21 protein-coding genes are annotated in these 23,090 nt (G+C 46.8%); 10 read left to right on the forward strand and 11 right to left on the reverse strand.

Going from position 1 to position 23,090, the window contains the following annotated elements; translation table 11 throughout:
* The first annotated feature begins 83 nt into the window (after positions 1-83).
* Positions 84-938 carry an AraC family transcriptional regulator gene (locus tag MKY22_RS09090; protein WP_341088427.1) on the forward strand — a complete coding sequence of 285 codons (855 nt, stop codon included), beginning with the start codon at positions 84-86 and terminating at the stop codon, positions 936-938.
* Positions 939-1,048: 110 nt separating this feature from the next.
* On the opposite strand, the gene MKY22_RS09095 is transcribed toward MKY22_RS09090, so the two are convergent.
* The 3 genes from MKY22_RS09095 to MKY22_RS09105 all read right to left on the reverse strand — a co-directional run bounded on the left by MKY22_RS09095 (position 1,049) and on the right by MKY22_RS09105 (position 4,787).
* Entirely contained in the window at positions 1,049-2,632 is a 1,584-nt protein-coding gene (locus MKY22_RS09095) for an IS1182 family transposase (protein WP_341086759.1), read from the reverse strand.
* 146 nt (positions 2,633-2,778) lie between these two features.
* A complete protein-coding gene (locus tag MKY22_RS09100; RefSeq protein ID WP_341088429.1) occupies positions 2,779-4,152 on the reverse strand; it encodes a phenylacetate--CoA ligase family protein in 1,374 nt (457 codons plus the stop codon).
* A 245-nt stretch (positions 4,153-4,397) separates the two neighbouring features.
* Positions 4,398-4,787 carry a hypothetical protein gene (locus MKY22_RS09105; protein WP_075642480.1) on the reverse strand — a complete coding sequence of 130 codons (390 nt, stop codon included), beginning with the start codon at positions 4,785-4,787 and terminating at the stop codon, positions 4,398-4,400.
* 159 nt (positions 4,788-4,946) lie between these two features.
* On the opposite strand from MKY22_RS09105, the gene MKY22_RS09110 reads away from it, so the two are divergent.
* Both MKY22_RS09110 and MKY22_RS09115 read left to right on the forward strand, forming a co-directional pair.
* On the forward strand, positions 4,947-6,371 hold the full coding sequence (locus tag MKY22_RS09110) for an NAD(P)H-binding protein (RefSeq protein ID WP_341088432.1): 1,425 nt from the start codon (positions 4,947-4,949) through the stop codon (positions 6,369-6,371).
* 121 nt (positions 6,372-6,492) lie between these two features.
* Positions 6,493-10,080 carry a dynamin family protein gene (locus tag MKY22_RS09115; protein ID WP_341088434.1) on the forward strand — a complete coding sequence of 1,196 codons (3,588 nt, stop codon included), beginning with the start codon at positions 6,493-6,495 and terminating at the stop codon, positions 10,078-10,080.
* Positions 10,081-10,135: 55 nt separating this feature from the next.
* On the opposite strand, the gene MKY22_RS09120 is transcribed toward MKY22_RS09115, so the two are convergent.
* The 3 genes from MKY22_RS09120 to MKY22_RS09130 form a co-directional block, all read right to left on the reverse strand.
* Positions 10,136-11,041 carry a LysR family transcriptional regulator gene (locus tag MKY22_RS09120; protein WP_341088436.1) on the reverse strand — a complete coding sequence of 302 codons (906 nt, stop codon included), beginning with the start codon at positions 11,039-11,041 and terminating at the stop codon, positions 10,136-10,138.
* Positions 11,042-11,053: 12 nt separating this feature from the next.
* Positions 11,054-12,004 (reverse strand): magnesium/cobalt transporter CorA, encoded by a 951-nt coding sequence (corA, locus tag MKY22_RS09125; protein ID WP_341088438.1) that lies wholly within the window; start codon positions 12,002-12,004, stop codon positions 11,054-11,056.
* Positions 12,005-12,490: 486 nt separating this feature from the next.
* Positions 12,491-13,039: a hypothetical protein gene (locus MKY22_RS09130; protein ID WP_023468520.1), complete on the reverse strand. Its 549-nt coding sequence runs from the start codon at positions 13,037-13,039 to the stop codon at positions 12,491-12,493.
* Between the two features lie 284 nt (positions 13,040-13,323).
* Between MKY22_RS09130 and MKY22_RS09135 the strand changes: the two genes are divergently transcribed.
* Positions 13,324-14,442, forward strand: coding sequence for an NAD(P)/FAD-dependent oxidoreductase (locus MKY22_RS09135; protein ID WP_341088442.1), 1,119 nt, complete (start codon positions 13,324-13,326; stop codon positions 14,440-14,442).
* Positions 14,443-14,484: 42 nt separating this feature from the next.
* The gene (locus MKY22_RS09140) at positions 14,485-14,808 is read left to right on the forward strand and encodes a hypothetical protein (protein WP_133207443.1); all 324 of its coding nucleotides are present in this window, start codon (positions 14,485-14,487) and stop codon (positions 14,806-14,808) included.
* A 78-nt stretch (positions 14,809-14,886) separates the two neighbouring features.
* Here the strand turns inward: MKY22_RS09140 and egtD are convergent, their stop codons facing one another.
* The 5 genes from egtD to MKY22_RS09165 form a co-directional block, all read right to left on the reverse strand.
* Entirely contained in the window at positions 14,887-15,843 is a 957-nt protein-coding gene (gene egtD, locus MKY22_RS09145; protein WP_341088448.1) for an L-histidine N(alpha)-methyltransferase, read from the reverse strand.
* Positions 15,843-17,123 (reverse strand): ergothioneine biosynthesis protein EgtB, encoded by a 1,281-nt coding sequence (egtB, locus tag MKY22_RS09150; RefSeq protein ID WP_341088450.1) that lies wholly within the window; start codon positions 17,121-17,123, stop codon positions 15,843-15,845. Before egtB ends, egtD begins: the two co-directional genes overlap by 1 nt.
* A 123-nt stretch (positions 17,124-17,246) precedes the next feature.
* Positions 17,247-18,230, reverse strand: coding sequence for a GMP reductase (guaC, locus tag MKY22_RS09155; RefSeq protein WP_023468525.1), 984 nt, complete (start codon positions 18,228-18,230; stop codon positions 17,247-17,249).
* Positions 18,231-18,390: 160 nt separating this feature from the next.
* Positions 18,391-18,897, reverse strand: coding sequence for an NUDIX domain-containing protein (locus tag MKY22_RS09160; protein ID WP_341088452.1), 507 nt, complete (start codon positions 18,895-18,897; stop codon positions 18,391-18,393).
* Positions 18,884-19,441, reverse strand: a complete 558-nt coding sequence (locus tag MKY22_RS09165) for a GNAT family N-acetyltransferase (RefSeq protein ID WP_290777174.1) — start codon at positions 19,439-19,441, stop codon at positions 18,884-18,886. The genes MKY22_RS09160 and MKY22_RS09165 overlap by 14 nt, the downstream gene beginning before the upstream one ends.
* Before the next feature lie 144 nt (positions 19,442-19,585).
* Here MKY22_RS09165 and MKY22_RS09170 point away from each other — a divergent pair, with 144 nt between their 5' ends.
* The 5 genes from MKY22_RS09170 to MKY22_RS09190 all read left to right on the forward strand — a co-directional run bounded on the left by MKY22_RS09170 (position 19,586) and on the right by MKY22_RS09190 (position 23,085).
* Positions 19,586-19,846, forward strand: a complete 261-nt coding sequence (locus tag MKY22_RS09170) for a hypothetical protein (protein WP_341088456.1) — start codon at positions 19,586-19,588, stop codon at positions 19,844-19,846.
* Positions 19,847-20,089: 243 nt separating this feature from the next.
* Complete coding sequence (locus MKY22_RS09175) at positions 20,090-20,290, forward strand: cold-shock protein (RefSeq protein ID WP_023468529.1); 201 nt, start codon at positions 20,090-20,092, stop codon at positions 20,288-20,290.
* A gap of 82 nt (positions 20,291-20,372) precedes the next feature.
* Positions 20,373-20,738: a nuclear transport factor 2 family protein gene (locus MKY22_RS09180; RefSeq protein ID WP_023468530.1), complete on the forward strand. Its 366-nt coding sequence runs from the start codon at positions 20,373-20,375 to the stop codon at positions 20,736-20,738.
* Between the two features lie 124 nt (positions 20,739-20,862).
* Positions 20,863-21,927 carry a 3-phosphoserine/phosphohydroxythreonine transaminase gene (gene serC / locus MKY22_RS09185; RefSeq protein ID WP_214728281.1) on the forward strand — a complete coding sequence of 355 codons (1,065 nt, stop codon included), beginning with the start codon at positions 20,863-20,865 and terminating at the stop codon, positions 21,925-21,927.
* Entirely contained in the window at positions 21,928-23,085 is a 1,158-nt protein-coding gene (locus tag MKY22_RS09190; protein WP_133207446.1) for a phosphoglycerate dehydrogenase, read from the forward strand. It abuts the gene before it with no gap.
* Positions 23,086-23,090: the final 5 nt, after the last annotated feature.

Here is a 23,090-nt window from a genome sequence, read left to right on the forward strand (position 1 = left end):
ACATGCCTCCTGACAAATTGCTATCACCTTGGACAGGTCCGACGATCATCGCTCTACTATACTGAAAACAAGGAGGTGACAAGATGTGGCTCGAATCGATTCAACGCGTTATTGACTATATCGAAGATCATTTAGAAGACTCGCTCGATCTCAACGTTTTGACAAAAGTCGCTCAGATGCAGGCTTATCCTTTACAACGGGCGTTTTCGTTACTTGCGATGATGACGTTACCGGAATACATCCGAGGACGACGTCTGACGCTCGCAGCGCAACAATTGACACAGACGGACGAAAAAATCATCGATCTCGCCTTACGTTTTGGTTACGAGACGCCGGAAGCTTTCACAAAAGCTTTCAAACGTCAGCATGGTTGTTCGCCGACGTTGATGCGAAACGAGCGACGTCCGATTCACGCCTATAACCGCCTGAGCATTCAGGTGACCTTGAAGGGACTGGAGCAAATGGATTACCAACTCATCGAACGACCGGCTTTACAGATTTCAGGATGGCGAAAACATTTCTCGACGCAAGATGGTGCCCAAAAACAGCTGATTCCGTTGTTTTGGAATGATGTAAATCATTCTGGTCAAGATGCTACTTTGTTCAAACAAAATGACGGTCAGATTGAAGGTGTGATTGGTGTCTGCTCCAATTTCACCGAAACATCGATGGATTATTGGATCGCGACGACGACAACAGAAATCCTACCCGATCAGGAAACGATGACGATTCCGGCGAGTCTTTGGGCGACGTTTCCGGTCGTTGGTCCAATGCCGCATGCCATTCAAGAGATGTGGCAGCGTATCTATCAAGAGTGGCTCCCATCGCATGAATATGATCCTCTCCCTCACGCTGAACTCGAAGTTTATTCGGCAGGCGACCCATCTGCCGCCGATTATCAATCTGCCATCTGGATTCCGGTGCGTCCGCGCGACTGATGGTTTCAGGACACACGAAAGAGGCTGGGACATAACTAGCTGAATTTAACGAGAAGAAGGAATTGCCATCACTCAGGATGTGCAATTCCTTCTTTTTTCATTGTCTCGCGTCAAGTTGCCCTTCGGGCAACGCTTTGGATGAGCCATTTTCTTAAATTTACGGCCATGAGGATGAAGCCGAGCTCACGCTTCACCTTCGCTTTTCCTCTCACAGAAAAGCGAGTGAAACTCAAATTAGCCTTCAGATATCCAAAAACTGGTTCCACGTCTATCTTCCGTTTCGCATAGAGGGATCCTGTTTTTTGATCTGAAAGCCATTTTTTCATCTGTTCTTTTTGTTCTTCCCATGAAGTGTTTATGTGTACCTGTCGGTGACGACCCTCTTTGGCCTTGGTACAACGGGAGCGAAACGGGCAGCCATCACACCCTTCGCTTTCATACACCTTGAAATCACGCGTGAATCCGTACCGATCTGTTCTCTTGGACATGTAACGGAATGTTACGTCCTGTCCATTAGGGCACACAAAACGATCCGACCTTTCATCATAAGACCAGTTTACTGTGTTAAATGGATCATTGCGCCATTTTCGAGACTTTTCTTTTTCGAACATCGTATAAGGGATGAGTGGAATGCGCCCTCGGCGCATCAGAATATCCTGATAATTCTCCTGACTCCCATAGCCGGCATCCGCAACGATATGCGGTGGTAGTGGTAAATATGAGCTGATCTCATCTAAAAAGGGGAGTAACGTCCGGGCATCCGTCGGATTCGGATAAATATCATAAGCGAGTGTGTACTGTCCTTCGGTCGCGATTTGAACGTTATAGCCTGGCTTGAGTTGTCCATTTTGCATATGATCTTCCTTCATTCGCATGAACGTCGCGTCTGTGTCTGTTTTCGAATAGCTGTTCCGTCCAGCGAGCGTCCTCTTTTGGAGGGCGTATCTCTGTTTCCGCTCGATGAAATCTGTAATCTCCTTTCGAAGGAGACGTGGTTCCTTCCGTTCAGAACGTAGACGTTTTCTTTCTTGAGTATCCGAACTCGCCTCGATTTTTTGGTTGATGGAAGCGATATGTGCGTCTAAAGCTTCACCCATGTGTTCGAGTTCTGAGAGAGTGAGCTCGTCCGGGCTTTCTCGTTCAATTTCCGGTAGGATGTCTTGTTCGACGAGGTTGTCATAGATACGATTCGATTTGTCCACGAGAGACGAACTATGACGTTCGATCGATTTCCGCCAAACAAAGGTGTATCGGTTCGCATTCGCCTCTAGCTTTGTACCATCGATAAAGATGGCTTCTTCATTGATTTCTCCCATCTCGACGAGATGGCAACGGAAGGTAACGAAGGCTTGCTTCAAGATTGGAGTGACTGCGGGATGCACTCGAAAACGGTTGATGGTACGATAGCTCGGCGCATTCCCTTGCGCTAGCCACATCATCCGCAGACTATCGGATAGTAATCCTTCAATCTTCCGACCGGAGAAGACCGACTGTGTGTAGGCACATAAAATGATTTTCATCATCATCCGCGGATGATAAGCAGGGCATCCCGTCGTCCGCATGAAAGGATCGAAAACATCATCCGGAATGGATTCGACGAGATGATGGACAGCGAACGCGATATCATTTTCTTGAAGACGAACTTCTAAATCTAAGGGCAGAACCAGCTGGTTCATGTTATAATCTTTAAACATAAGGGCACCTCCGATGGTTATAGTTTAGTCACTTTAACTTTATCAGAGGTTGTCCTTATTTGTTTATTCAGAATCGGTTTTTCGTCATAGAACAAGGCCCTCGAAACGACTACACGTTTCGAGGACCTTTCGTTTGTGAAACTGAGTTATGTCCCAGCCTCTTTTGTGTGCCATGCATACTGTTGTTTAATCAGTAACGTTTTTCCACTGATTTCTTTCGGAATTTCCGGTACCGCGTGCATGACGACATTCAATTGTCCGTCAAACAGTCGGTCCAGAACGAAAAAGAGCTTCTTCTCATGTTCTTTCTCTAAGCATCGTTCATCCGGAACATATAATAAAACAACCTCGTCCCGCGTCTCTTGAATATATTGTACGCGTTCGATACAGTTCGGGAACGCTCGAACGATTCCCGCAAGTTCGCCTTCAAAGACACGGTGTCCGTTTCTGAGTTGAATGAAGCTTCTCCCCCGTCCGTCGATTGAAGCGATGATCGGACCTTGATGACCACAAGGGCACGTTTCCTGACTGAGCGTCATCCGATCGCCAACGCGGTAACGGACGAGAGGTGTTCCGTGCGTATCGAAGCTCGTTACAAGAATTTCGCCGTCCTCATCGCGTTCAATGATTCCCATCTCATAATGTAGATGTTTTTTCCCATAAGGACATTCGGCGACGATCGGCGCCCCTTCTGACGACGCATACTGATCATAGATCGGTGCATGGAAGACGTCTTCGATGAGTGCTCGTTCTTCTGCCGTCATCATCTCTGCCGTCGGGAAAATCGCTTTCGGTCGAAACGTACAGGTCATCCCATATTTTTTAGCATATCGCGCGACTTCGATCATTCCTGAAGGCAAACCATCAATCGATTCCGGCTGAAACCGATTGAGTTGTTCAATGTAGGCAGCGGCGGTTTTCGGATTGATGTTTTTAATCGAGAACAACATCTGATTGATGACTTTATTCATTCGCCAATAAACCGGTGCCTTTTGATTCGTCGAAGCAAGGGTTTGACCGGTAAAACTTGCGCGGCGCATCCCTTGATCGACTCCATGGGTCCACTTGAAGAAGTCAAGATGTGCCATTCGGATTTGCATATCTTCCTTTGTATAGTGCACTTGAATCGATTTACCAGTCGTACCGCCCGTTTTTCCGAGAATCGGGGCATGGACGTGCGCATGGACGTCCTCATTTTGTTGGCGTAAGATTTCTTTCGTCAAAGGGGGAATCTGTTTTAGTTCGTCAATCGATTGTAACGGGAGCTCTAGTGCAATGGTAGAAAACAATTCCTGATAGTATGAACTATGTGTTTGGCAAAAAGAAAGGAAGTCGTTTAATCGATGCAATTGTTCTGCTCGAACGTCAATCGGTCGTCCTAACTTCTGTTTCAGTTCTTGTAAGCGCTGCTGATAGGCGGGACCGTATCGTTCATGGAACAGGCGACGTCCTTGTAAAGTCGTCAACAAGTTTTGGATGAAAATCGGTGAGTGAAAGTAGATCGATTCTTTGAGCTGCATGATGTCACTCCTTCCATAGTTAGACCACCTTTTACTGATACTTTCATCTTATTTCCAGTCGCCGCCCATCTCAATTAGTTCTTCGTGAATAAACTTAGCTTTTATTTTCATGGCGATTTATTTTAATGAACTCTGATTCACGAACATCTTCTTATCGATTCTTGAACTTACAACTTTTCTTCCCTCACAAAAAAATCCGATCGACGAAGAGAAGTTCTTCATCAATCGGATTCATACTAGTGTCCTTACGATTTCGCGACTTTTTGTAACATCTGACATCCGTAAGCCCGCAATTTAATCGCTTCGAGTACGAGTGACATCTGTTGCTCATCCAATCGTTCAATCAGCTCGATAATCGTGATCGTCGTTCGTCCATTATACAATTGGACGATCAAGTGGATGATCGCTTCTAACGCTGGACTCGGATAGGGTTCAGCTAGAAATTCACGATCAAAAAACTCACCACTATCTGGAAAGAAGTAGTCCGAAAACCGTTCGAGTACTTGTGGCTGTCCTGTCGCAAGGTACAGCATCGAGACCATCGCTGCATCTTCTCGTTGTTTCGGCTTTAAACGTCTCCACAACAGATCGAATCGTCGTTCATGTCCCTCTTGCATGAATTGTATCGTCTGCATGGTTGAAGCCCCCTTTGTTTTCATTCTTCTTGCTGGTTCTTTTCCATATGTTACTATTCCCTATTCCATTCAACTGAATCGTCTCAACTTATCCTCTTGCGATTGAATCGACTCGTTTGAGGGTACATTACAACAGATATAAGAGAGGAGTTTACATCCATGCCAACGCGCTTAGCTTTAGCCGGAGCCACCGGATACATTGGTCACAATTTACTGAACGAACTAAAGAAAAAATATGACGTCATCGCCCTTTCACGAAATGGTGACGACAAGGACAATGAGGAACGCGTCGAATGGCGATCGTGCGACCTCTTTTCTCTAGACGATACGATCGAAGGCATGAAAGGAGCGGACATCGCTGTCTACCTCGTCCATTCGATGATGCCATCTGCTAAATTGACACAAGGATCGTTTGAGAATATGGACTTATTGTTAGCCGATAACTTCGCCCGTGCCGCAAAAGAAAACGGCATCCGGCAAATCATCTACTTAAGTGGCATCATTCCCGAGGAAACAGAAAATCTATCGCGTCACTTAAAGAGTCGACTTGAAGTCGAACGCGTTCTCGGTGCATATGGAACACCGGTGACAACGATCCGTGCTGCGTTAATCGTTGGTCCTAAAGGTTCATCGTTCCCAATCTTATCGAAACTCGTCAAACGTCTACCCGTCATGGCACTCCCACGATGGACACGTAACAAGACCCATCCTGTCGCCTTACCCGACGTCATTCATGCCCTTGGTGAAAGTGTCGATCGCGATGACGTTAAAGACCGAGCCATCGATATCGGTGGACCGGAAGCGATGACCTATAAGGAGATGATCCTTAAAACAGCCGACATCATGGGTAAACGACAACCGACGATCGATATTCCTTTATTGACCGTTAAATTATCGCGCCTTTGGGTGACGCTCGTGTCCGGAGAACCAAAAGAAACCGTCTATCCACTCGTTGAAAGCATGGTCCATGAGATGGTCGCAGATCCTGAAAAAATGATTCCCGGCATCAGTGACGGTAAAATCACATTCGAACAATCAGTCCGAGATGCGTTAAAAGAGGAGGAAAAACAAAAAGAATCTTCTTCCTCATCGTCTTCGACACCAGACGTTCTTGACGTCCGTTCAGTCCAACGGGTTCTTTTACCAAAGGATCGTGATGCCGACTGGGCAGCCGACGATTATATGAACTGGTTGTCATCATTCGCCCGCCCCTTCCTATCGTCAACCGTGCAGGATCAAGTCGTCGGAATCCACATTCCGTTTTACGAACAACCTCTGCTTGAATTGACGAAGGAACCGGTTCACGATCGACACATGGCGACGTACCGGATTACCGGTGGATTATTTGCAAAAGTCGAGCAAGATAGCCGTGGTCGGATTGAATTCCGGCAAATTCCTGGTACGCAAGAATGTATCATCGCTATCCATGAATTCGTCCCTGCAATGCCTTGGATACTCTACAAGGCAACACAGGCAAATGTTCACCTGCTTGTGATGTATCTCTTCAAATTACACTTGTTGCGCCGAATTCATTCGACGGAGCAAGAATCGACACGCGCGGACAAAATCGTCCCGTCGTCTTGATGCCGATCAAAACGATTCGCCTCTTCCTTGGCGGATCGTTTTTTGTCGCTTTTAGAAGGATGACGAAACTGAAAAAATCGTGATACACTGAACGGTGACTGAAAGAAAGGGGTTTCATTGCATGCGCTCATTTGAGGAACGATTATCGAACCAACTCGAGGCGACGGCTTCACTCGCCACATTGATTCAACCTTCAACGGATCAACTCCGTTTAGATAAACTAGATAAATTCGCCACAAAACTATTAAAACGAGAGTTCACGATTGCGTTTGTCGGTCACTTTTCTGCTGGGAAATCGAGCATGATCAACGCCTTGACAGGTGAATCAGTCTTACCGACGAGTCCGATTCCGACGAGTGCGAACATCGTGACACTTCAGCAAGGTGAGACGGATTCAGCAATCATACACTTTCATGAACAGCCGTCTGTTCGTCTGACAGCAACAGAGCAGGAGGAGCATCTTCAATCGCTTGGGAAAAGTGGTGATGTCCGACAAATCGATTTGACGCATGCCGCGTCCGCGCTTCCGCCTGGTCTCGTCTTGATGGATACGCCAGGCGTCGACTCGGTCGATGATGCCCACCGGGTCTCAACGGAGTCTGCCCTTCACTTGGCTGATATCTTGTTTTACGTCATGGATTACAATCATGTTCAATCCGAATTGAACTTCATGGTGACGGATGAATTACAAGTTGCCGTGCCGGAATTATATTTAATCGTCAATCAAATCGATAAACATCGTGACGATGAACTATCATTCGACGCCTTCCGTCGTTCGGTCCATGCGTCCTTCGCCGAACACGATGTCGTACCGAAAGGGATTTTCTTTACGAGCCTACGGGACCCAGCCCATCCGCATAACGATTTCACGGAAGTCGAACAACTCGTCAAACAAAGCATTCGCGACGCTCAACCGAAGTTGTTGACTTCTGCCGCTCTGACACTTGAAAGTCTTCACCAGGAGCATACACGTTATCTCACACGTCTCGTCTCAGAAACCCACGAGACGATGGCTGAGCAATTGAATGACACTGAACGACAGGATCCGGCGAAAGTCGAAACCGAATTAGCGCGTGTCTCGCAACAGTTAGAAGCACGTCAACCGGACCGCTGGGTACAGACGTTTTCGCTTCATCGGGATCAACTTTTGAAAAATGCGACATTGATGCCGTTCGAATTACGCGAGAAGATGCGCCGCTTCCTCGAGTCACGTCAGCGTGATTTCAAGGTTGGATTATTCCGTAGCGCGAAAAAAACGGAAGCAGCTCAAGCAGAGATTGCACAAGATGTGCTCCGTGCCTATCAGACAGTGACCGCTTCTGAAATTTCGCTTCATTTACGTAACTTGATGAAACAATCGTTACGTGACCTTGGTCTCCTACAGGATACGCATATCGTCGCAATCGATCAGCTCTCACTTGACCCACCGCTTTCCGTACTCGAAAGTGCCTTGCCAACCGGTATTACGATTACAGGTGAATCAGTGCTCCAGTTCACGAATCGTGTCGCCGAACAGACACAAGCGTGGTTCGTCAAGGAAACGAACGCATGGCGTGAGCTTATTCGTCAAGAGTTGACGACAACTTTCCCGAAAGAGCAATCTGAGCTATTGCAGCAACAGACGTCACTACAGCATAAATGGAATAGCGTTCAAGCATGGCAACAAGCTACCGTAGCACTCGAACGATATGAGCATGGCGTTGCTAGTCCATCCGACCAACAACTCGAACAGGCTCGGACGCAAGTTTCAATCTGGGAGGAGCAATTGATTCAGCAAGAAGCGGCAATCGTCTCCTTTACCGGGTATGAATCGGTGACAGAAACTACTGCGTTTGAAATTGCGACGACGATCAGTGAGCAACAAGCCGTCCGTTATGCACCGGAAGACGTCGCTCGAATCCGTCAGCATCTGAATGGTCTTCAAGGTTTTGAAGATGCCGTCGCTTATTTGAATGACAAATTGGACCGACTGACACACCAATCGTTCACGATTGCCTTATTCGGTGCCTTCAGTGCCGGAAAATCATCGTTTTGCAATGCCTTACTCGGAGATAAGGTCCTCCCTGTCTCTCCGAATCCGACGACGGCATCAATCAACCGGATTCACCCTGTTGACGTAGCACACCCGCACGGCGTGGCAGAAGTCACGTTCAAGTCGGAAGCAGCGATGCTTGAGGACTTAAATGAAGCAATGGTCGAAACGATGACGTTCGAGTCAACGAAACAGGCATACGATACGCTCTTACCACGTACCGCGTTACTGACGGACCCGTTTTTGCGTTCTTTCTTAAAAGGATTCCCTGCCGTGCAATCCTTCATCGGTACCGTTCAGACGGTCGATCAAGATGCATTTAAACAGTATGTCGCGCAGGAAGAACGAAGCTGTTTCGTAGATGTCATCGATTTCTATTACGATAGCCCGTTAACACGTCTTGGCGTGACGCTCGTCGATACACCGGGAGCAGATTCAATCAATGCCCGTCATACTGATGTCGCTTTTGATTACATCAAGAACGCGGATGCGATCTTATTCGTCACGTACTTCAATCATGCCTTCGCCCGCGCTGACCGTGAATTCTTGATTCAACTCGGTCGTGTCAAAGACGCATTCGAACTCGATAAGATGTTCTTCCTCGTCAACGCGATTGATCTTGCTGCGTCAGATAGCGAACGTCAAGATGTCTTGAACTATGTCGCGTCGGAATTGCAACGCTTCGGGATTCGATCGCCTCGACTGTATGGAGTCTCGAGCTTACAAGGTCTCACGGAAAAGCAACAAGAGCGATCGGATTCAACTTCCGGTTTACCTGAATTCGAGGAGGCATTCCATCACTTCCTAGCGGAGGATCTGACCGGTCTCGCCAAAGTATCGTTGTCTGAGCAGACGGAAAAGACCGTACAGCGACTCGAACGATTTATCGCTGCGACTGAAGCGAATCTGTTGCGAAAAGAAGAACGGTTGGCTGAGCTGTCTGCTTTAGAACAGCAGGTCACGGATCGTTTCGAAGACAATCGCACCGCTTTGATCGAACCTGCACTCAAAGCAGAGATCCATGAGCTGTTGCACCATGTCGTACAACGCATTTATTACCGTTTCCCCGACTTTTTCAAGGAATCCTATAATCCTGTTCGTTTTGCTCAAACTGGCAAAGGAGCGGCATTACAGGATGCATTAACGGAACTGTTGACGTTCCTTCGGTTCGATTTTGAACAAGAGCTCCGGGTCACGCATTTCCGTGTCGATCAATGGCTCGAATCGGCCTTGATCCGGCGTCAACAAGAGGAGCAACAGTTGCTAGAGCAATGGAACGAATCCTTCCAACTCGCACCTGTCACGGTCTCTCGATTAAACGAAATGACGTTCGATGGTCCATTCGAAGATGCAACGCCTTATGTCGGCGTCAAACGCCACTTCCGGAATGCGAAAGCTTTCTTTGAGAAAAATGAGAAGGAGCAGTTGAAGGAGGAGCTTGCGACATTAACTAAGCAAGAAGCACTCGCGTATACTGCCACTCAAGAAGAACGCTTGCTTGCAGTCGCGTCGGCACATCTGGACACTTCTTTGACAGCCGTTTCAGAGCACCTATTACGCCAAACACTCGAGCAACTTGAGAGTGAACGCGCGACGTTACAGGCACAAGAGACGCTGACTCCTTATAAACAAGCAGCAAAGCAGATTCGCAGTCTGACGCAACACGTCACTTCATAAAATACAATCGTTCAACACAAAAGACCGGAGCGCGATGCGTTCCGGTCTTTTTTCCTCATCGCGCAGGCGTTGGCCAATACGACTGAAAATAGTGAACGATGTATTGGTGGACGTGCCGGACAACAGGACGTAATTCCGTCCCGACGAGTCGGTTCAACGAGACATCCCATAACATCGGTGGGTCGAACGGGATGATTTTAATGTCATCCGCATGATGAAACCGTAGTATCGGCTCCGGTAGGATTGAGATGACGTCAAGTTCTTGGACCATCCCAATCAACAAGTCCCATGCTCCTGACATGAAGAAGATATTCGGCTCTTGCTGCACTTTACGAAACTCCGATAGTATTTGATGATGTAACATGAATCGATCGTTCAAGATGACAAGTGGTTCATTTCCGATATCACGATACGATAACGCTTCTTTGGCTTGAAACGGGTGATTCGGACGCACGGCGACGACCTCATCTTCGATCAATCGAAAACGTTCGATACCATAGGATTCGCCCGGTTCAATCAATATGGCCAAGTCGAGTTCTTCAAGTAACAGTCGACGCTTGAGTTCAAACGCCCCCTCTTCGATGATTTCGAGTTCGATGCCTGGATGTTCCGCCATGAACTTCGGAATCAATTGCGAAAATAAAACTGGTAATATGACGGGTGGGATGCCGAGACGGACCTTTCCTCGGACGACGTTCGAACGTTCACGCAGATGACCCATCAATGCTTGATGACGTGTCAGAACGATCTTCGCATCCTCATACAATTGACGTCCCATTTCCGATAATCCTGTCAACCGTCCGTGCTTTCGAATGAACAGTTCTACTTGCTCCAGCTGTTCGAAGTCGCGGATCATCTGACTAAGCGCCGGTTGCGAGATTGACAAGTGCTTCGAAGCACGCGTTAAATTATAGCCTTGCTCGACGATCGTCGTAAAAAAGAGCAATTGTCGAATATCCACTTACATCCCCCCTTATTCATCAAACCAGCGATTTTTTTTGAAGAACAGAATCATTCCTAAAGCGAGGAGTCCCATTGCCCCTAACGTTACGAAATAACCATACCGGGTCGTCAGTTCTGGCATGTGTTTGAAGTTCATGCCATATATACCTGCGATGAACGTCAACGGCATGAAAATCGTCGTGAAGATCGTCAATGTCTTCATGATACTATTCATCCGGTACGAGTTGAGAGAGATGAAATTATCCCGAAACTCAGACGTCATCAATCGATTGTATTCGATCATTTCCGATAACTTCAGTAAGTGATCGTATAGATCGCGAAAGAATGCCTGTTTCTTCGGATGAATCGATAACCGCTTCGATTCGACGACACGGTACAATAAGTCCCGCATCGGCATGACCGTCCGCGAGATTCGAAGTAACCGCGCGCGTAGTTCGAAAATCTCCTCCATCAACCGACGATCGTTTCCACGCGTCCGGTAGCGTTCCCCAAGCGCAAACAATTCATCTTCCGTCGCATGAACGATCGGAAAATAACCATCGACGATCTTGTCCATGATTTTATGGACGAGGTCGACCGTTTCTTGTTTGTCGAGGCGTCGGCTACACTGTTCAAACACGATATCAATTTCTGGCGAAGATTGCTCATGGTAGCTGACGAGATGCCGGTCGCTTGCGAACAAATTGATTTCACGACTCGTCAACGTTCCTTCATCGAGCGCATGAAGGACAAAAAAGCTATGTTCTGTATAATATTCAAGCTTTGGGCGTTGCAAGTAATGAAAACAATCTTCAATCGCCAGTGGATGAAAATCAAAAACCTCAATCAATTTTTGCTTCTCTGCGTCTGTCGGTTGATCGAAATCAACGAAATAACGTTTGATGCCCGACTCCTGTATCCGACTTACATCATCGGTCAAAATGATTGTGTCATTCGCATCGATCAGTATACAACGAATCAACTTTTTCTCCCCCTTTTCCTATGTAAGCGTACTATATTTTTTCGTATGCAACAAAAAAACGATTTCCTCGAAGAGAAATCCTTTCAGATTGTAGACAAATGAACTGACTCAAAAAATGACACACCTTTTCACGCCCTTTCCTCAGACGAGACACAAACCAGTTTTCCCGCTCCATTCGAGCAGGAAAACGGGTCTTGTTTGTCTCTGACAGCGCAAAATCGCACTTTTTCCTGTAGGAGTGGCGTGTAATGCGTCATTTTTTATATCCGGAAGAAGGACCGAGAAGCATTTTGTTCACTCGACATCGCTTCCTAGGGAAAAACAAGCAAGAGCGACCCTGCAGCGAAGCGAAGCGGCGCGATGCTTGTCCCAGGAAAACGATGCGAGTCGAACAAAAAAAAGCGCAATCCTTCTCGTTAGAGAACAATTGCACTTGTCTTCAGTCTCAAAAGATTTCCCCGAAAAGAAATCCGTTTCATATAGCAATCAACCATGTTCAATATAAAATCCGCTCCAATAAACCTGACGATACGTAAACTCTTTTCCACTCTTCGTCGTCACAAGCATTTCATCTTCTGCCATGACGGCGATTTTAATGGGTACTTCACCGTGATCCGTCAAATAATTGAGGATCTCAAGATGCCGATTCAACCAAAGACGACGGCGGAACCAACGAAAACGACTGAATGCCGCACTGAAGTGGAGTAAGGCAAGCGCAAGGATAATTAAAGCAAACGGAAGTGGAATATCGAACAATGCAATCAAATATACATCTGCGATCAGCAAGGATAACGAGAGACCCATTTCCGTCATCTCCATGAAAGATGCTTTATAGGTCGCAAAGTAGGTCATCACACGAAATAGGAAGATGACCGTGAGGTACGGTACGAAGTACATTTGAAACACATGGTCCGTACCGCTGTTGACGAACATGAGCAGTGGCAGGAAGAATAGCAATTTCCAGATTAGGATGGCGGAATAAAATAAAGTATGATCCGTGTAGCGTCTGCGTACGATGGCTTGACTCATATTCATTGCCTTCCCCTCCTTCATGATGGACCGTTTCAAAGTCGATGATGACAGGACATGATGCCTATAAGGGTATGTTTCCGAATTCAGCTGTTTCTAATCGTCTAATTCACAGTTTTTAGAAACTGTATATTTAGTATACGTCATGACGCGCTAAATGGTTCACTTTCCCCATCATTTCCCATCATTCGATGTGCTACAGATTGGAAACCCGCTCTTGCTAGTCGTCCGGATCTTCTACTGCTACAATAAAAGATATTCCAATTGAACAGAATCGAGTTGAATCTTTCATGTACTCCCATATCATCATTGGCGCCGGAATTCTCGGTGCCTCGACTGCCTATCATTTATCGAAGGCTGGTGAACGCGTCTTACTCGTCGATCGGAAGGAACCCGGTCGAGCCTCTCATGCGGCAGCCGGCATCATCTGTCCATGGATGACACAGCGGCGAAATAAGGCATGGTACAAATTAGCGAATAACGGGGCTCATTTTTATAAGACATTGATTCCTGAACTGGAAGCACTCGGTGAGACGAGTACGGGTTATCAGCAAGTTGGCACGATCGCCTTACACGAAACATCAAAAATCGAAAAGATGGAGACGATTGCGCAAAACCGTTTTCCGGAAGCGCCTGCCATCGAACGTATCGAACGACTGGACCAAGATCGTGTCAAAACGCTCTTTCCACTCGTCGAACAGATCGAGGATGCCTTATTCGTTTCCGGTGGTGCCCGCGTTGACGGACGTGCCTTGTGTGCCTCATTGATTCGTGGTGCTGTCGAACACGGTGCGACCGTCCTAGAAGGAGATGCTACTCTTGTCGTAGACAAGGGAGTCGTCACTGGTATAACCATGGAAAATGAACAGTACTCGGCAGAACAGTTCATTTTAACGGCGGGTGTTTGGTTAAATGACCTACTCCGTCCACTTGAGCTTAAAATCGATTTGCATCCGGAGAAGGGACAGATCCTGCAACTCGATTTGACGGATTCTACATCAACGACTTGGCCCGTCGTCATGGGACAACGCGGATTATATCTCGTCTCAATCCACGAAGGGAAACTGATCGTCGGTTCAACACACGAAAAACAGACCGACTACGACTTGAAACCAACCGTTAAGGGGATGTATGCCTTATTGAATCGGGCTTTACCTGTCTTACCGCGTCTCGAAGAAACAACGATTGATGAACTGCGTATCGGCTTACGCCCGTATACGAAAAACTCCCTGCCGGTGATCGGACCGCTTCAAAATCATCCGAACGTGTTCCTAGCGAACGGACTTGGTGCATCTGGTTTGACGATCGGACCCTATCTCGGTAGCCAATTAGCGAAGCTTGCACGTCATCAAGCGCCTGATTTCGAATGGACGACTTATGAGCCGACCTATGTCTCTCTCGACTCCTGACCAACTCTATGCTTCACTTTGAAAGGAAGTACACCATTGTCCATGAAACCAATCGTTCCTCTTGAATTATTCGATGCTTTAGATATACGTGTTGGTACAATCCAGTCGCTTTCGGATCTTACCGATGGCTCAATTCAGCTTGAACTACAATTCGACGGATTTACGCGTTTATTCTCACTCGACTGGGAATCACTGCGACCCGATGTCCATGAATTGCTTGGAAAACAAGCGATTGCCGTACTCAATATACCTGGTCGTACGCCTGAAGAGTCCGGTCGGGTGCTTGAGATCGGTCGCTCGGAACAATGGATGCCGATTCTCGTCGTACCGGAACATCCGATTCCGGAAGGAGCACGTGTCGAATAAGGCATATCATTTAGAAAAACACTCCCTGTGTCGCTTCGTAATGGAAGCTTTCAAGTGGGAGTGTTTTTTGATGTGCCGTTACATTTTTTCTAAATAATGCACGCTGAATCGTTCATCGTCATCGATCCAACAATTGACTGAATGAAAACCACTTTGACGGGCAAGTGTCTCAAACTCTTCTTTACTATACTTATAGGAGTTTTCCGTATGAATCGTTTCCCCTTGTTTGAATGGAACCGTCACATCTCCAACTTGCACGAGTTGATCGAGTTGACTCCGAAGATGCATTTCGATTCGTCCTTTTTCTTCATTATAAAAAGCATGATGTTCGAATCGTGTCACATCAAACGTTCCCTCGAGCATCTGATTCAAATGCGTCAACATGTTCAAATTGAATGCTTCTGTGACACCGGCTGCATCATTATAAGCCCGTTCAAGCACATCAACAGACTTTTTCAGATCAACACCGATCAAGAATCCATCGCCCGTTTCAAGAATTCGTGAGGAATGACGTAAGAAGCGCATCGCTTCCTCCGGTTCAAAGTTACCAATCGTCGATCCCGGGAAAAAGATGACTCGTTTTTGAGACTCCTCGACCGGTAAAGAAATCGTTTGTGAGTAATCCCCACAGACCGCTTTAATATGCAGCGCAGGATACCGTTCCGACAATTGGCGTGCAGATTCCATTAGGAAGTCTTTTGAGATATCAATGGGCATATACGTATCGAGATGTGTAAATGTCTCCAGTAACATCTGGATTTTACGACTGCTGCCACTTCCATATTCAATCAGTGTATGCACATCGCCGATACTTCGTGCAATCTCCGCTCGATGCTGCTCCAAGATGGCGAGTTCTGTCCGTGTCGGATAATATTCCGGTTGTTGCGTAATCTGTTCGAACAACTGGGATCCGATATGATCATAAAAATATTTTGCCGGTAAGACCTTTTGTTCTCGCATCAGACCTTCAATGACTTCTAAACGCATGTTTTGTTGCGGCGTATATAAATCGTACCCAATGACTGTCTCTCGCATCACATGTCACCTGCCAATCGGAAGCCGCCAAATAACCAACGTTTATCAGGCGGGAAGAAGTTGCGGTATGTCTCGCGAATGTGATCGTCAGGCGTCACGCACGCTCCTCCACGCAGTACCATTTGATTACACATGAACTTCGCATTGTATTCCCCGAGCGCTCCTTCGAGCGGTTTACTGCCTGGATATGAACTATAAGCGCTCGACGTCCACTCCCAGACGTTTCCGAACATGCTCGCAAGCGTTGTCTCTGACTCTTCGACGGCTACCGGATGGAAGGTTCCGCTTCCCATCATATTACGCTTCGTGACAGAATCGACTTGGCGAGAAGCCCATTCCCATTCCGCTTCTGTCGGCAAGCGTTTCCCTATAAAGCGACTATAAGCGTCCGCCTCATAAAAACTGACATGACAGACCGGTTCATCGAGACGAAGTGGTTCGACACCGTTCATCGTAAAGATCGCCCATTCTCCCGCGTCATCTTTCATCCAATATAACGGGGCTTTCCAGCCTTCTTTTTGAACCGTTGCGTACCCATCCGATAGCCAGTACTCTGATTTTTGATAGCCCCCTGCTTCAATGAACGCCAAATACTCCCCGTTCGTGACAGGACGCGTCGCTAATTCAAACGGATGTAACCACGTTTTATGACGTGGACTCTCGTTGTCAAACGCAAAACCGTCTCCTGTATGACCGATCTCGACGAGTCCTTCCTCGAATTGGATAAACGATGTTTCCTTGACTGCATTTTCAGGCACATCTGTTGTCAACGACTTTGACTGATAAGCAGGTAACAGTGGATTCGTGAAAAAGTTATACTTCACGTCCATCAAGATCAATTCCTGGTGTTGTTGCTCGTGTTGCAGTCCCATCTCGACTAACGCTTCGATTTTCCGTTGGTCTTCTGGAGTCCGTTCTTCTTTCAAGAACTCGACCATTTGTCCATCGACATATGCTCGGTAAGCAATGATGTCTTCGACGGTCGGACGTGACAACATCCCTCGTTGTTGACGAGGCTGGTAAGGACCGATTGAATTATAGTAAGAATTGAATAGATAATTGTACTTCGGATGGAAGACTTGATAGCCTTCACTATATTCCTGTAGTATCATCCTTTCAAAAAACCAGGTCGTATGGGCGACATGCCATTTCGGCGGACTCACGTCCGAACTCGCTTGAATGATGAAGTCTTCTGCTTCGAGTGGTTCAATCAAGGCAATTGTTTGGTTACGAACAGTGGCAAATTTTTCGATTAAGTACGATGTCGTTTCAAATAGCATGTCAATCACTCCCTATCCAAAATATTCCGAATCTTTTGGTCCATTTGATGTATACCCCTCCAATGGAAGAGTTATGCTAAAGAAACAAAAAAAGTCCGCTCCGTTAAGAGCGAACTGATCACTTTAATATACTTTATCACCGTTGAAGATCGAGTTCTTGACGACGACGTAGTCGACCGTCCGAATCGCCTGCAATTTATTTCCACCAGCATACGAAATTGCCGATTGTAAATCTTGCTCCATCTCGATCAACGTATCCGCTAGACTTCCTTTGTGCTCGACGAACATCTTCTTTCCTTCAACGTTTTTGCGTTCCCCTTTTTGGAACTCAGAAGCAGAACCGAAGTATTCCTTGACGAGCACCCCATCTACTTCATGCGTCTCACCAGGCGATTCCTCGTGCCCTGCGAAGAGTGAACCGATCATGACCATCGACGCACCGAACCGGACTGACTTCGCGATATCGCCATGCGTCCGAATCCCGCCATCCGCGATGATCGGTTTACTTGCTGCTTTTGCACACCAACGAAGTGCCGCGAGTTGCCAACCACCTGTACCGAATCCTGTCTTAATCTTCGTAATACACACTTTACCTGGTCCGATCCCGACTTTTGTTGCGTCGGCTCCCGCATTCTCAAGTTCGCGCACCGCTTCTGGCGTACCGACGTTACCCGCGATGACGAAACTTGCTGGTAGAAGCGACTTGATGTGACGAATCATCTGAATGACGGCTTCCGAATGACCGTGTGCGATATCAATCGTGATGTATTCAGGAGTCAGCCCTTCTGCTGCGAGCTGTTCAATCAGCTGATATTCCTCTTCCTTGACACCGACGCTAATTGAAGCGAACAGTTGGCGTTCTTGCATCATACGAACGAATGCCAAACGACGAGCCGGTTCGAATCGATGCATGATATAAAAATAATCGCCTTCCGCTAAGAACAAAGCAATCGATTCATCAATGATCGTTTGCATGTTTGCCGGTACGACTGGAAGCTTGAAACGTCTACCACCGAACTCGACTGACGTATCACATTCCGAACGACTACCAACGATTGATTTTGCTGGAATTAATTGAATATCTTCATAATCGAATACTACATCCATGAATAACACCTCTAATTACGAATATTTTTTAATATATTGGCGATAATCATTCGCCCCTTGACTACTATAACGAACTGTCATCATAGTGTCAAAGAAATTTTCGCGTTTTTAAGGTTTTTCAAGAACTTTATTCCGTTATCAGCAATTTAATGTTCGGTTTTTACCGATTTTGTTGTTGTAAATCTGTCAACCAGTGCTCTTCCCAGTCAAAATAGCTCGTTGCTTCGGATGCTTCAAACACGTGATCAGGATAAGTCAGTGCTAAAGGAGGACGATCCTGTTTCGGAAAATACGCCAGTTGCTTTGATTCGCCATCGATGGCTTCGAGCGTTCCGCCGACTACCTTACACTCGAATACCGTCGCTACATATTCAACTTCGTTTCCATCTGGGTACGTCAAACGGAACGACTCTCCACCGAAGGTCGCAATCAGACGGACCGGTCGGACGAATAGACCTGTCTCTTCATAGACTTCGCGAATGACTGCCTGTGCCGGTGATTCCCCCAGTTCGATTGCTCCAGCAGGCAAACTCCAAAACGGACCTCCTGGATCCTGAAAGAGGATGTGACCTGCTTCGTTTCGAATGATCGCTGCGACGCATGGTATAAAAAGACGCTGCGTTCCGACAAGTTGGCGCAGATTGGCATAATAATTAGAGATTGGCATGACGTGACTCCTTTCGGTCTTCTTTTAATAGGGCAAACAAAACAAAGTCTTCCCAGGCATCGTTGATGAAGAGATTTTGTTTCGCGATTCCTTCTTTACGAAATCCGACTTTTTCAAGGACACGGATCGAGCCGATATTCTCTGGCATGACTTCAGCTCGGATCCGGTGGAACTGGTGGACATCAAATAAATGATCCACGAACAATCCGACCGCTTGTGCCATATATCCTCGTCCTGAAAAGGCGGCATCCAACTGGTAGCCAATCATGCACGTCTCCGCTGGTCCACGTTGAATGAACATCGCCGAAACATCCCCAATCAACTGGTCCGTCTCGGATAAAAAAACACCATACGCATAATACGCATCTTGACGCATTAACTCTTGATGACGATGAATCCGTTCTCGTTGCCCTTCTATCGTGTATTGTTCAGGTGACGGCTTGATAGGCATCCAGTATTCAAAGTGATCACGGTTTCTCAAATTCACATCAAGGATCGCCGCTGCATCCTCCAAGATGTACGGGCGAATGTATACAGGAAACATATAACGTCCCTCCATTTCCATTATTATCTTTAGTTCAAGAAGTTTAGGTGTTTCATAATTTATATAGCGGGAATCTACATAATAGTTTTATTACATTACAGTGACAGCATACTATAGAGAAAACTGTCGAAGAAGGAGTGACCTATGTATTCAGACATTGATTTGCTCAATCAAATCAAACAACGCGATTCCGTCGCGTTAGAACGATTATACGATCGTTACGAAAAAACACTCTTTCTTCTATTCCGTCGCACACAAGTCGAGGATGCACTCATTCATGCCGCGATGACGCAATTGTTTCGTACCGTTTGGGAACAACCGACACGTTATCCGAACTTCCAAGGATTCATTTTGCATACATTACGACAACTCAGTAGTAAAAGAGAACATATTCCGATTTGTTGAAAGAATCAGTTATACTCTTTCGACACAAGTAGAATGAACCCTTTAATTGCATGCTTTATTCAGAGAAGAACAGTTTCGTTTGTTCTTTTTTTGTTTTGTCCTTTCTTTTTCGATTCAGGCATGCTATATTATTAAGTAATTATTGTTGTTCGGTGGAGATACGAAGTGTTTCACTTTATATTCGATGAAATTGATCACGGTAGTAATAATCAGTGTGCCAGTCACACGCAGGAGGCAATACACATGGAACAAGGTAAAGTAAAATGGTTTAACGCAGAAAAAGGATTCGGCTTCATCGAGCGCGAAAGCGGAGACGACGTATTCGTACACTTCTCAGCAATCCAATCTGAAGGTTTCAAATCACTTGACGAAGGTCAAGAGGTTTCTTTCGAAGTTGAAGAAGGTCAACGTGGACCACAAGCAACTAACGTTGTAAAACTTTAATTTCTTTTAGACCCTGCTCACGCAGGGTCTTTTTTTGTTTATATATGCTACACTAGCGATTCAGGAAGAAAGGAGATGTAACATGACACTCGAACAAACGATGCAACACCTTCAAGATGCTATGCTAAAAGGAGATTTATCACAAGTCTCGCATCTATTATCTCCCGAATTTACGTTCATCGATGCATTAGGGCGGTCATTTGATGCCGAGACCTACCTCGATCATTACGTGGATCCTGCAAACATCCGCTGGTTATCCCGGACCGATGATTTTTCATACATTGATCATTTCGAAGATACGGCAATCCAGTATAGTTTGACAGAAGACCGATTTGAATACGGGACAACTCAATACGTTGGTCGTTTCCGGATCGTATCCATCTATCGTGCTACGTCAGATGGTTGGAAATGGCACTTTGGTCAATTGACATCTCTTGATCCGTCGTAACGGATTCAAGGGATGTTTTTGTTTTCATTTTCCATTCATCGTCAGTTGGAATTGCTTCTCATTTTTCATTCCGTTACACTTGAGTGGTACATATTTTCTGAAAATTCAAGAAGGAGTGTTCCTCATGACGGTTTATAACTTTTCTGCCGGTCCAGCAGTCCTTCCTGCCCCGGTCCTATTGAAGGCTCAATCCGAGCTACTCGATTATGAAAATTCAGGACAATCCGTTTTTGAAATGAGTCATCGTTCGCCAATCTTTGAATCGATTCGAGAGGCAGCTGAACAATCCTTACGGAGACTGATGTCGATTCCCGATTCGTACTCCGTATTGTTTCTTCAAGGAGGAGCTACACTTCAGTTCGCGATGTTACCGCAAAATCTGGCGACGAAGACCGGACGGATTGATTTCATCGATACCGGCGGCTGGTCGACGAAGGCGATTGCAGATGCCAAACTGTACGCCACGGTCAACGTGCTCGCCTCTTCCGCTGATCACGGGTATCGCTTCATTCCAGAAGGTCCGTTCACGTCAACAGCCGACTATTTGCACATCACTTGGAACAATACCCTCGAAGGGACGACTTATCAGACACCGCCTCATGTCGATGTGCCACTCGTCGCTGATGTCTCGTCATCGATTTTGTCTGAACCATTGCCAATCGAGTCATTCGATGTGTTGTATGCTGGTGCTCAAAAAAACCTTGGTGTCGCTGGTTTAACGGTCGTCATCGTGAAGAACGAGTTGCTTGATCGTGTTCCTGACACGATCGGTGCCTACTTACGGTATGACATCCATGCCAAACAGCGATCTCTTTATAACACGCCACCGACGTTTAGTCTTTATATGACGAAATTAGTGCTCGATTGGATTGAAGAGACGGGACTCGAGACGATCGCGGCACGAAACGTCTCACAAGCGCGCATGTTATATGAAGCAATTGATCAATCCGATCTATTTCATAACCATGTAGCCGTCAAGGATCGAAGCCGGATGAACATTCCATTCTCGACTGGAAGCGAATCGGAAGACGCTGCTTTCTTGAACTTCGCTGCGCGTCACGATTTGATCAATCTTGCCGGTCACCGCTCGATTGGTGGAATGCGCGCGAGTCTTTACAATGCGATGCCGACCGAAGGGGTTACGGCACTGCTTCATATCATGCACCGTTTTGAACAGGGGGAACGTTAAATGTATCAAGTCCAACTATGGAATGATCTATCTGACAAAGGATTAAAACGATTTACAGACGACTATCACGTCCAGCGGGAAACGGAGCAACCAGACGCCTTTCTCGTCCGCAGCAAGGATTTGCATGACATGCGCTTTCCAGATAGTCTCAAAGCCGTCGCCCGAGCTGGCGTCGGTGTCAATACGATTCCACTCGATCAACTCGCGAACCGCGGGATTCCCGTCTTTTCGACACCAGGTGCCAATGCGAATGCCGTCAAGGAACTTGTCATCGGTAGTTTGTTCCTGACGGCGCGAAAACTCGTACCGAGTCTGCTTTGGACGAATAACTTACGCGGACCGGATATTCCAGAGCGGATCGAAGCGAACAAAAAACAATTCGTCGGAACGGAGTTACTCGGGAAACGAATCGGGATCGTCGGACTTGGGGCGATCGGGGCAAACTTAGCCAACACCCTTCACGAGCTCGGCATGACCGTCACAGGCTATGATCCACATATGTCCGTTGAGTCCGCTTGGCGCGTCTCGAATCAGATTCAGCGGGCAACACAGCTCGAGGATCTCCTCGCGACAAGCGACTACATCACGTTGCATCTCCCGCTCGTTGATGCGACGACGGGTTTACTCGATGCGTCACTCTTTTCAAAAATGAAACACGGCGCGACCCTACTCAACTTCTCGCGTGGTGAACTCGTCGATGAACAAGCGCTAGCCGAAGTGCTCAGGTCCGGTCGCCTGGCGAATTATGTGACGGATTTCCCGAACGCCTTCATCTTGTCCCTCCCCCGGGTCATTGCTTTACCACATATCGGGGCATCAACAAGTGAAGCGGAGGAAAACTGTGCCATCATGGCGGTCGATCAACTGCGTCTGTTCCTTGAGACAGGAAACATCCGCAATGCGGTCAATTTCCCAGCCGTCGAGTTACCGTTCACTGGAAAACGACGAATTACGATTGCTCACCACAACATTCCGAACATGGTCGGTCAAATCGCCTCCGTGTTAGCGCAAGAGTCGATCAATATCGCGAATATGATCAATGGTAGTAAAGATGCGATTGCCTATACGATCATCGATATCGATAACCATGCGGACGAGATGATTTCGCTCGACCGACTGAATCAGATTCCTGGCGTCTTGAAAACACGCCTACTCTAAAGGAG

The organism is Exiguobacterium sp. FSL W8-0210, assembly GCF_038006045.1.
Classification (GTDB): domain Bacteria; phylum Bacillota; class Bacilli; order Exiguobacteriales; family Exiguobacteriaceae; genus Exiguobacterium_A.

What these genes read in the sequence shown, in the direction of transcription:
- MKY22_RS09170 (WP_341088456.1), top strand. Translation starts at nt 19,586, where the DNA reads ATGTATTCAGACATTGATTTGCTCAATCAAATCAAACAACGCGATTCC.
- egtB (WP_341088450.1), bottom strand. Translation starts at nt 17,123, where the DNA reads ATGCTATTTGAAACGACATCGTACTTAATCGAAAAATTTGCCACTGTT.
- MKY22_RS09190 (WP_133207446.1), top strand. Translation starts at nt 21,928, where the DNA reads ATGTATCAAGTCCAACTATGGAATGATCTATCTGACAAAGGATTAAAA.
- MKY22_RS09115 (WP_341088434.1), top strand. Translation starts at nt 6,493, where the DNA reads ATGCGCTCATTTGAGGAACGATTATCGAACCAACTCGAGGCGACGGCT.
- MKY22_RS09130 (WP_023468520.1), bottom strand. Translation starts at nt 13,039, where the DNA reads ATGAATATGAGTCAAGCCATCGTACGCAGACGCTACACGGATCATACT.
- egtD (WP_341088448.1), bottom strand. Translation starts at nt 15,843, where the DNA reads ATGCGAGAGACAGTCATTGGGTACGATTTATATACGCCGCAACAAAAC.
- MKY22_RS09160 (WP_341088452.1), bottom strand. Translation starts at nt 18,897, where the DNA reads ATGCCAATCTCTAATTATTATGCCAATCTGCGCCAACTTGTCGGAACG.
- MKY22_RS09090 (WP_341088427.1), top strand. Translation starts at nt 84, where the DNA reads ATGTGGCTCGAATCGATTCAACGCGTTATTGACTATATCGAAGATCAT.
- serC (WP_214728281.1), top strand. Translation starts at nt 20,863, where the DNA reads ATGACGGTTTATAACTTTTCTGCCGGTCCAGCAGTCCTTCCTGCCCCG.
- MKY22_RS09135 (WP_341088442.1), top strand. Translation starts at nt 13,324, where the DNA reads ATGTACTCCCATATCATCATTGGCGCCGGAATTCTCGGTGCCTCGACT.
- MKY22_RS09165 (WP_290777174.1), bottom strand. Translation starts at nt 19,441, where the DNA reads ATGTTTCCTGTATACATTCGCCCGTACATCTTGGAGGATGCAGCGGCG.
- MKY22_RS09175 (WP_023468529.1), top strand. Translation starts at nt 20,090, where the DNA reads ATGGAACAAGGTAAAGTAAAATGGTTTAACGCAGAAAAAGGATTCGGC.
- MKY22_RS09095 (WP_341086759.1), bottom strand. Translation starts at nt 2,632, where the DNA reads ATGTTTAAAGATTATAACATGAACCAGCTGGTTCTGCCCTTAGATTTA.
- MKY22_RS09180 (WP_023468530.1), top strand. Translation starts at nt 20,373, where the DNA reads ATGACACTCGAACAAACGATGCAACACCTTCAAGATGCTATGCTAAAA.
- MKY22_RS09105 (WP_075642480.1), bottom strand. Translation starts at nt 4,787, where the DNA reads ATGCAGACGATACAATTCATGCAAGAGGGACATGAACGACGATTCGAT.
- MKY22_RS09110 (WP_341088432.1), top strand. Translation starts at nt 4,947, where the DNA reads ATGCCAACGCGCTTAGCTTTAGCCGGAGCCACCGGATACATTGGTCAC.
- guaC (WP_023468525.1), bottom strand. Translation starts at nt 18,230, where the DNA reads ATGGATGTAGTATTCGATTATGAAGATATTCAATTAATTCCAGCAAAA.
- MKY22_RS09100 (WP_341088429.1), bottom strand. Translation starts at nt 4,152, where the DNA reads ATGCAGCTCAAAGAATCGATCTACTTTCACTCACCGATTTTCATCCAA.
- MKY22_RS09140 (WP_133207443.1), top strand. Translation starts at nt 14,485, where the DNA reads ATGAAACCAATCGTTCCTCTTGAATTATTCGATGCTTTAGATATACGT.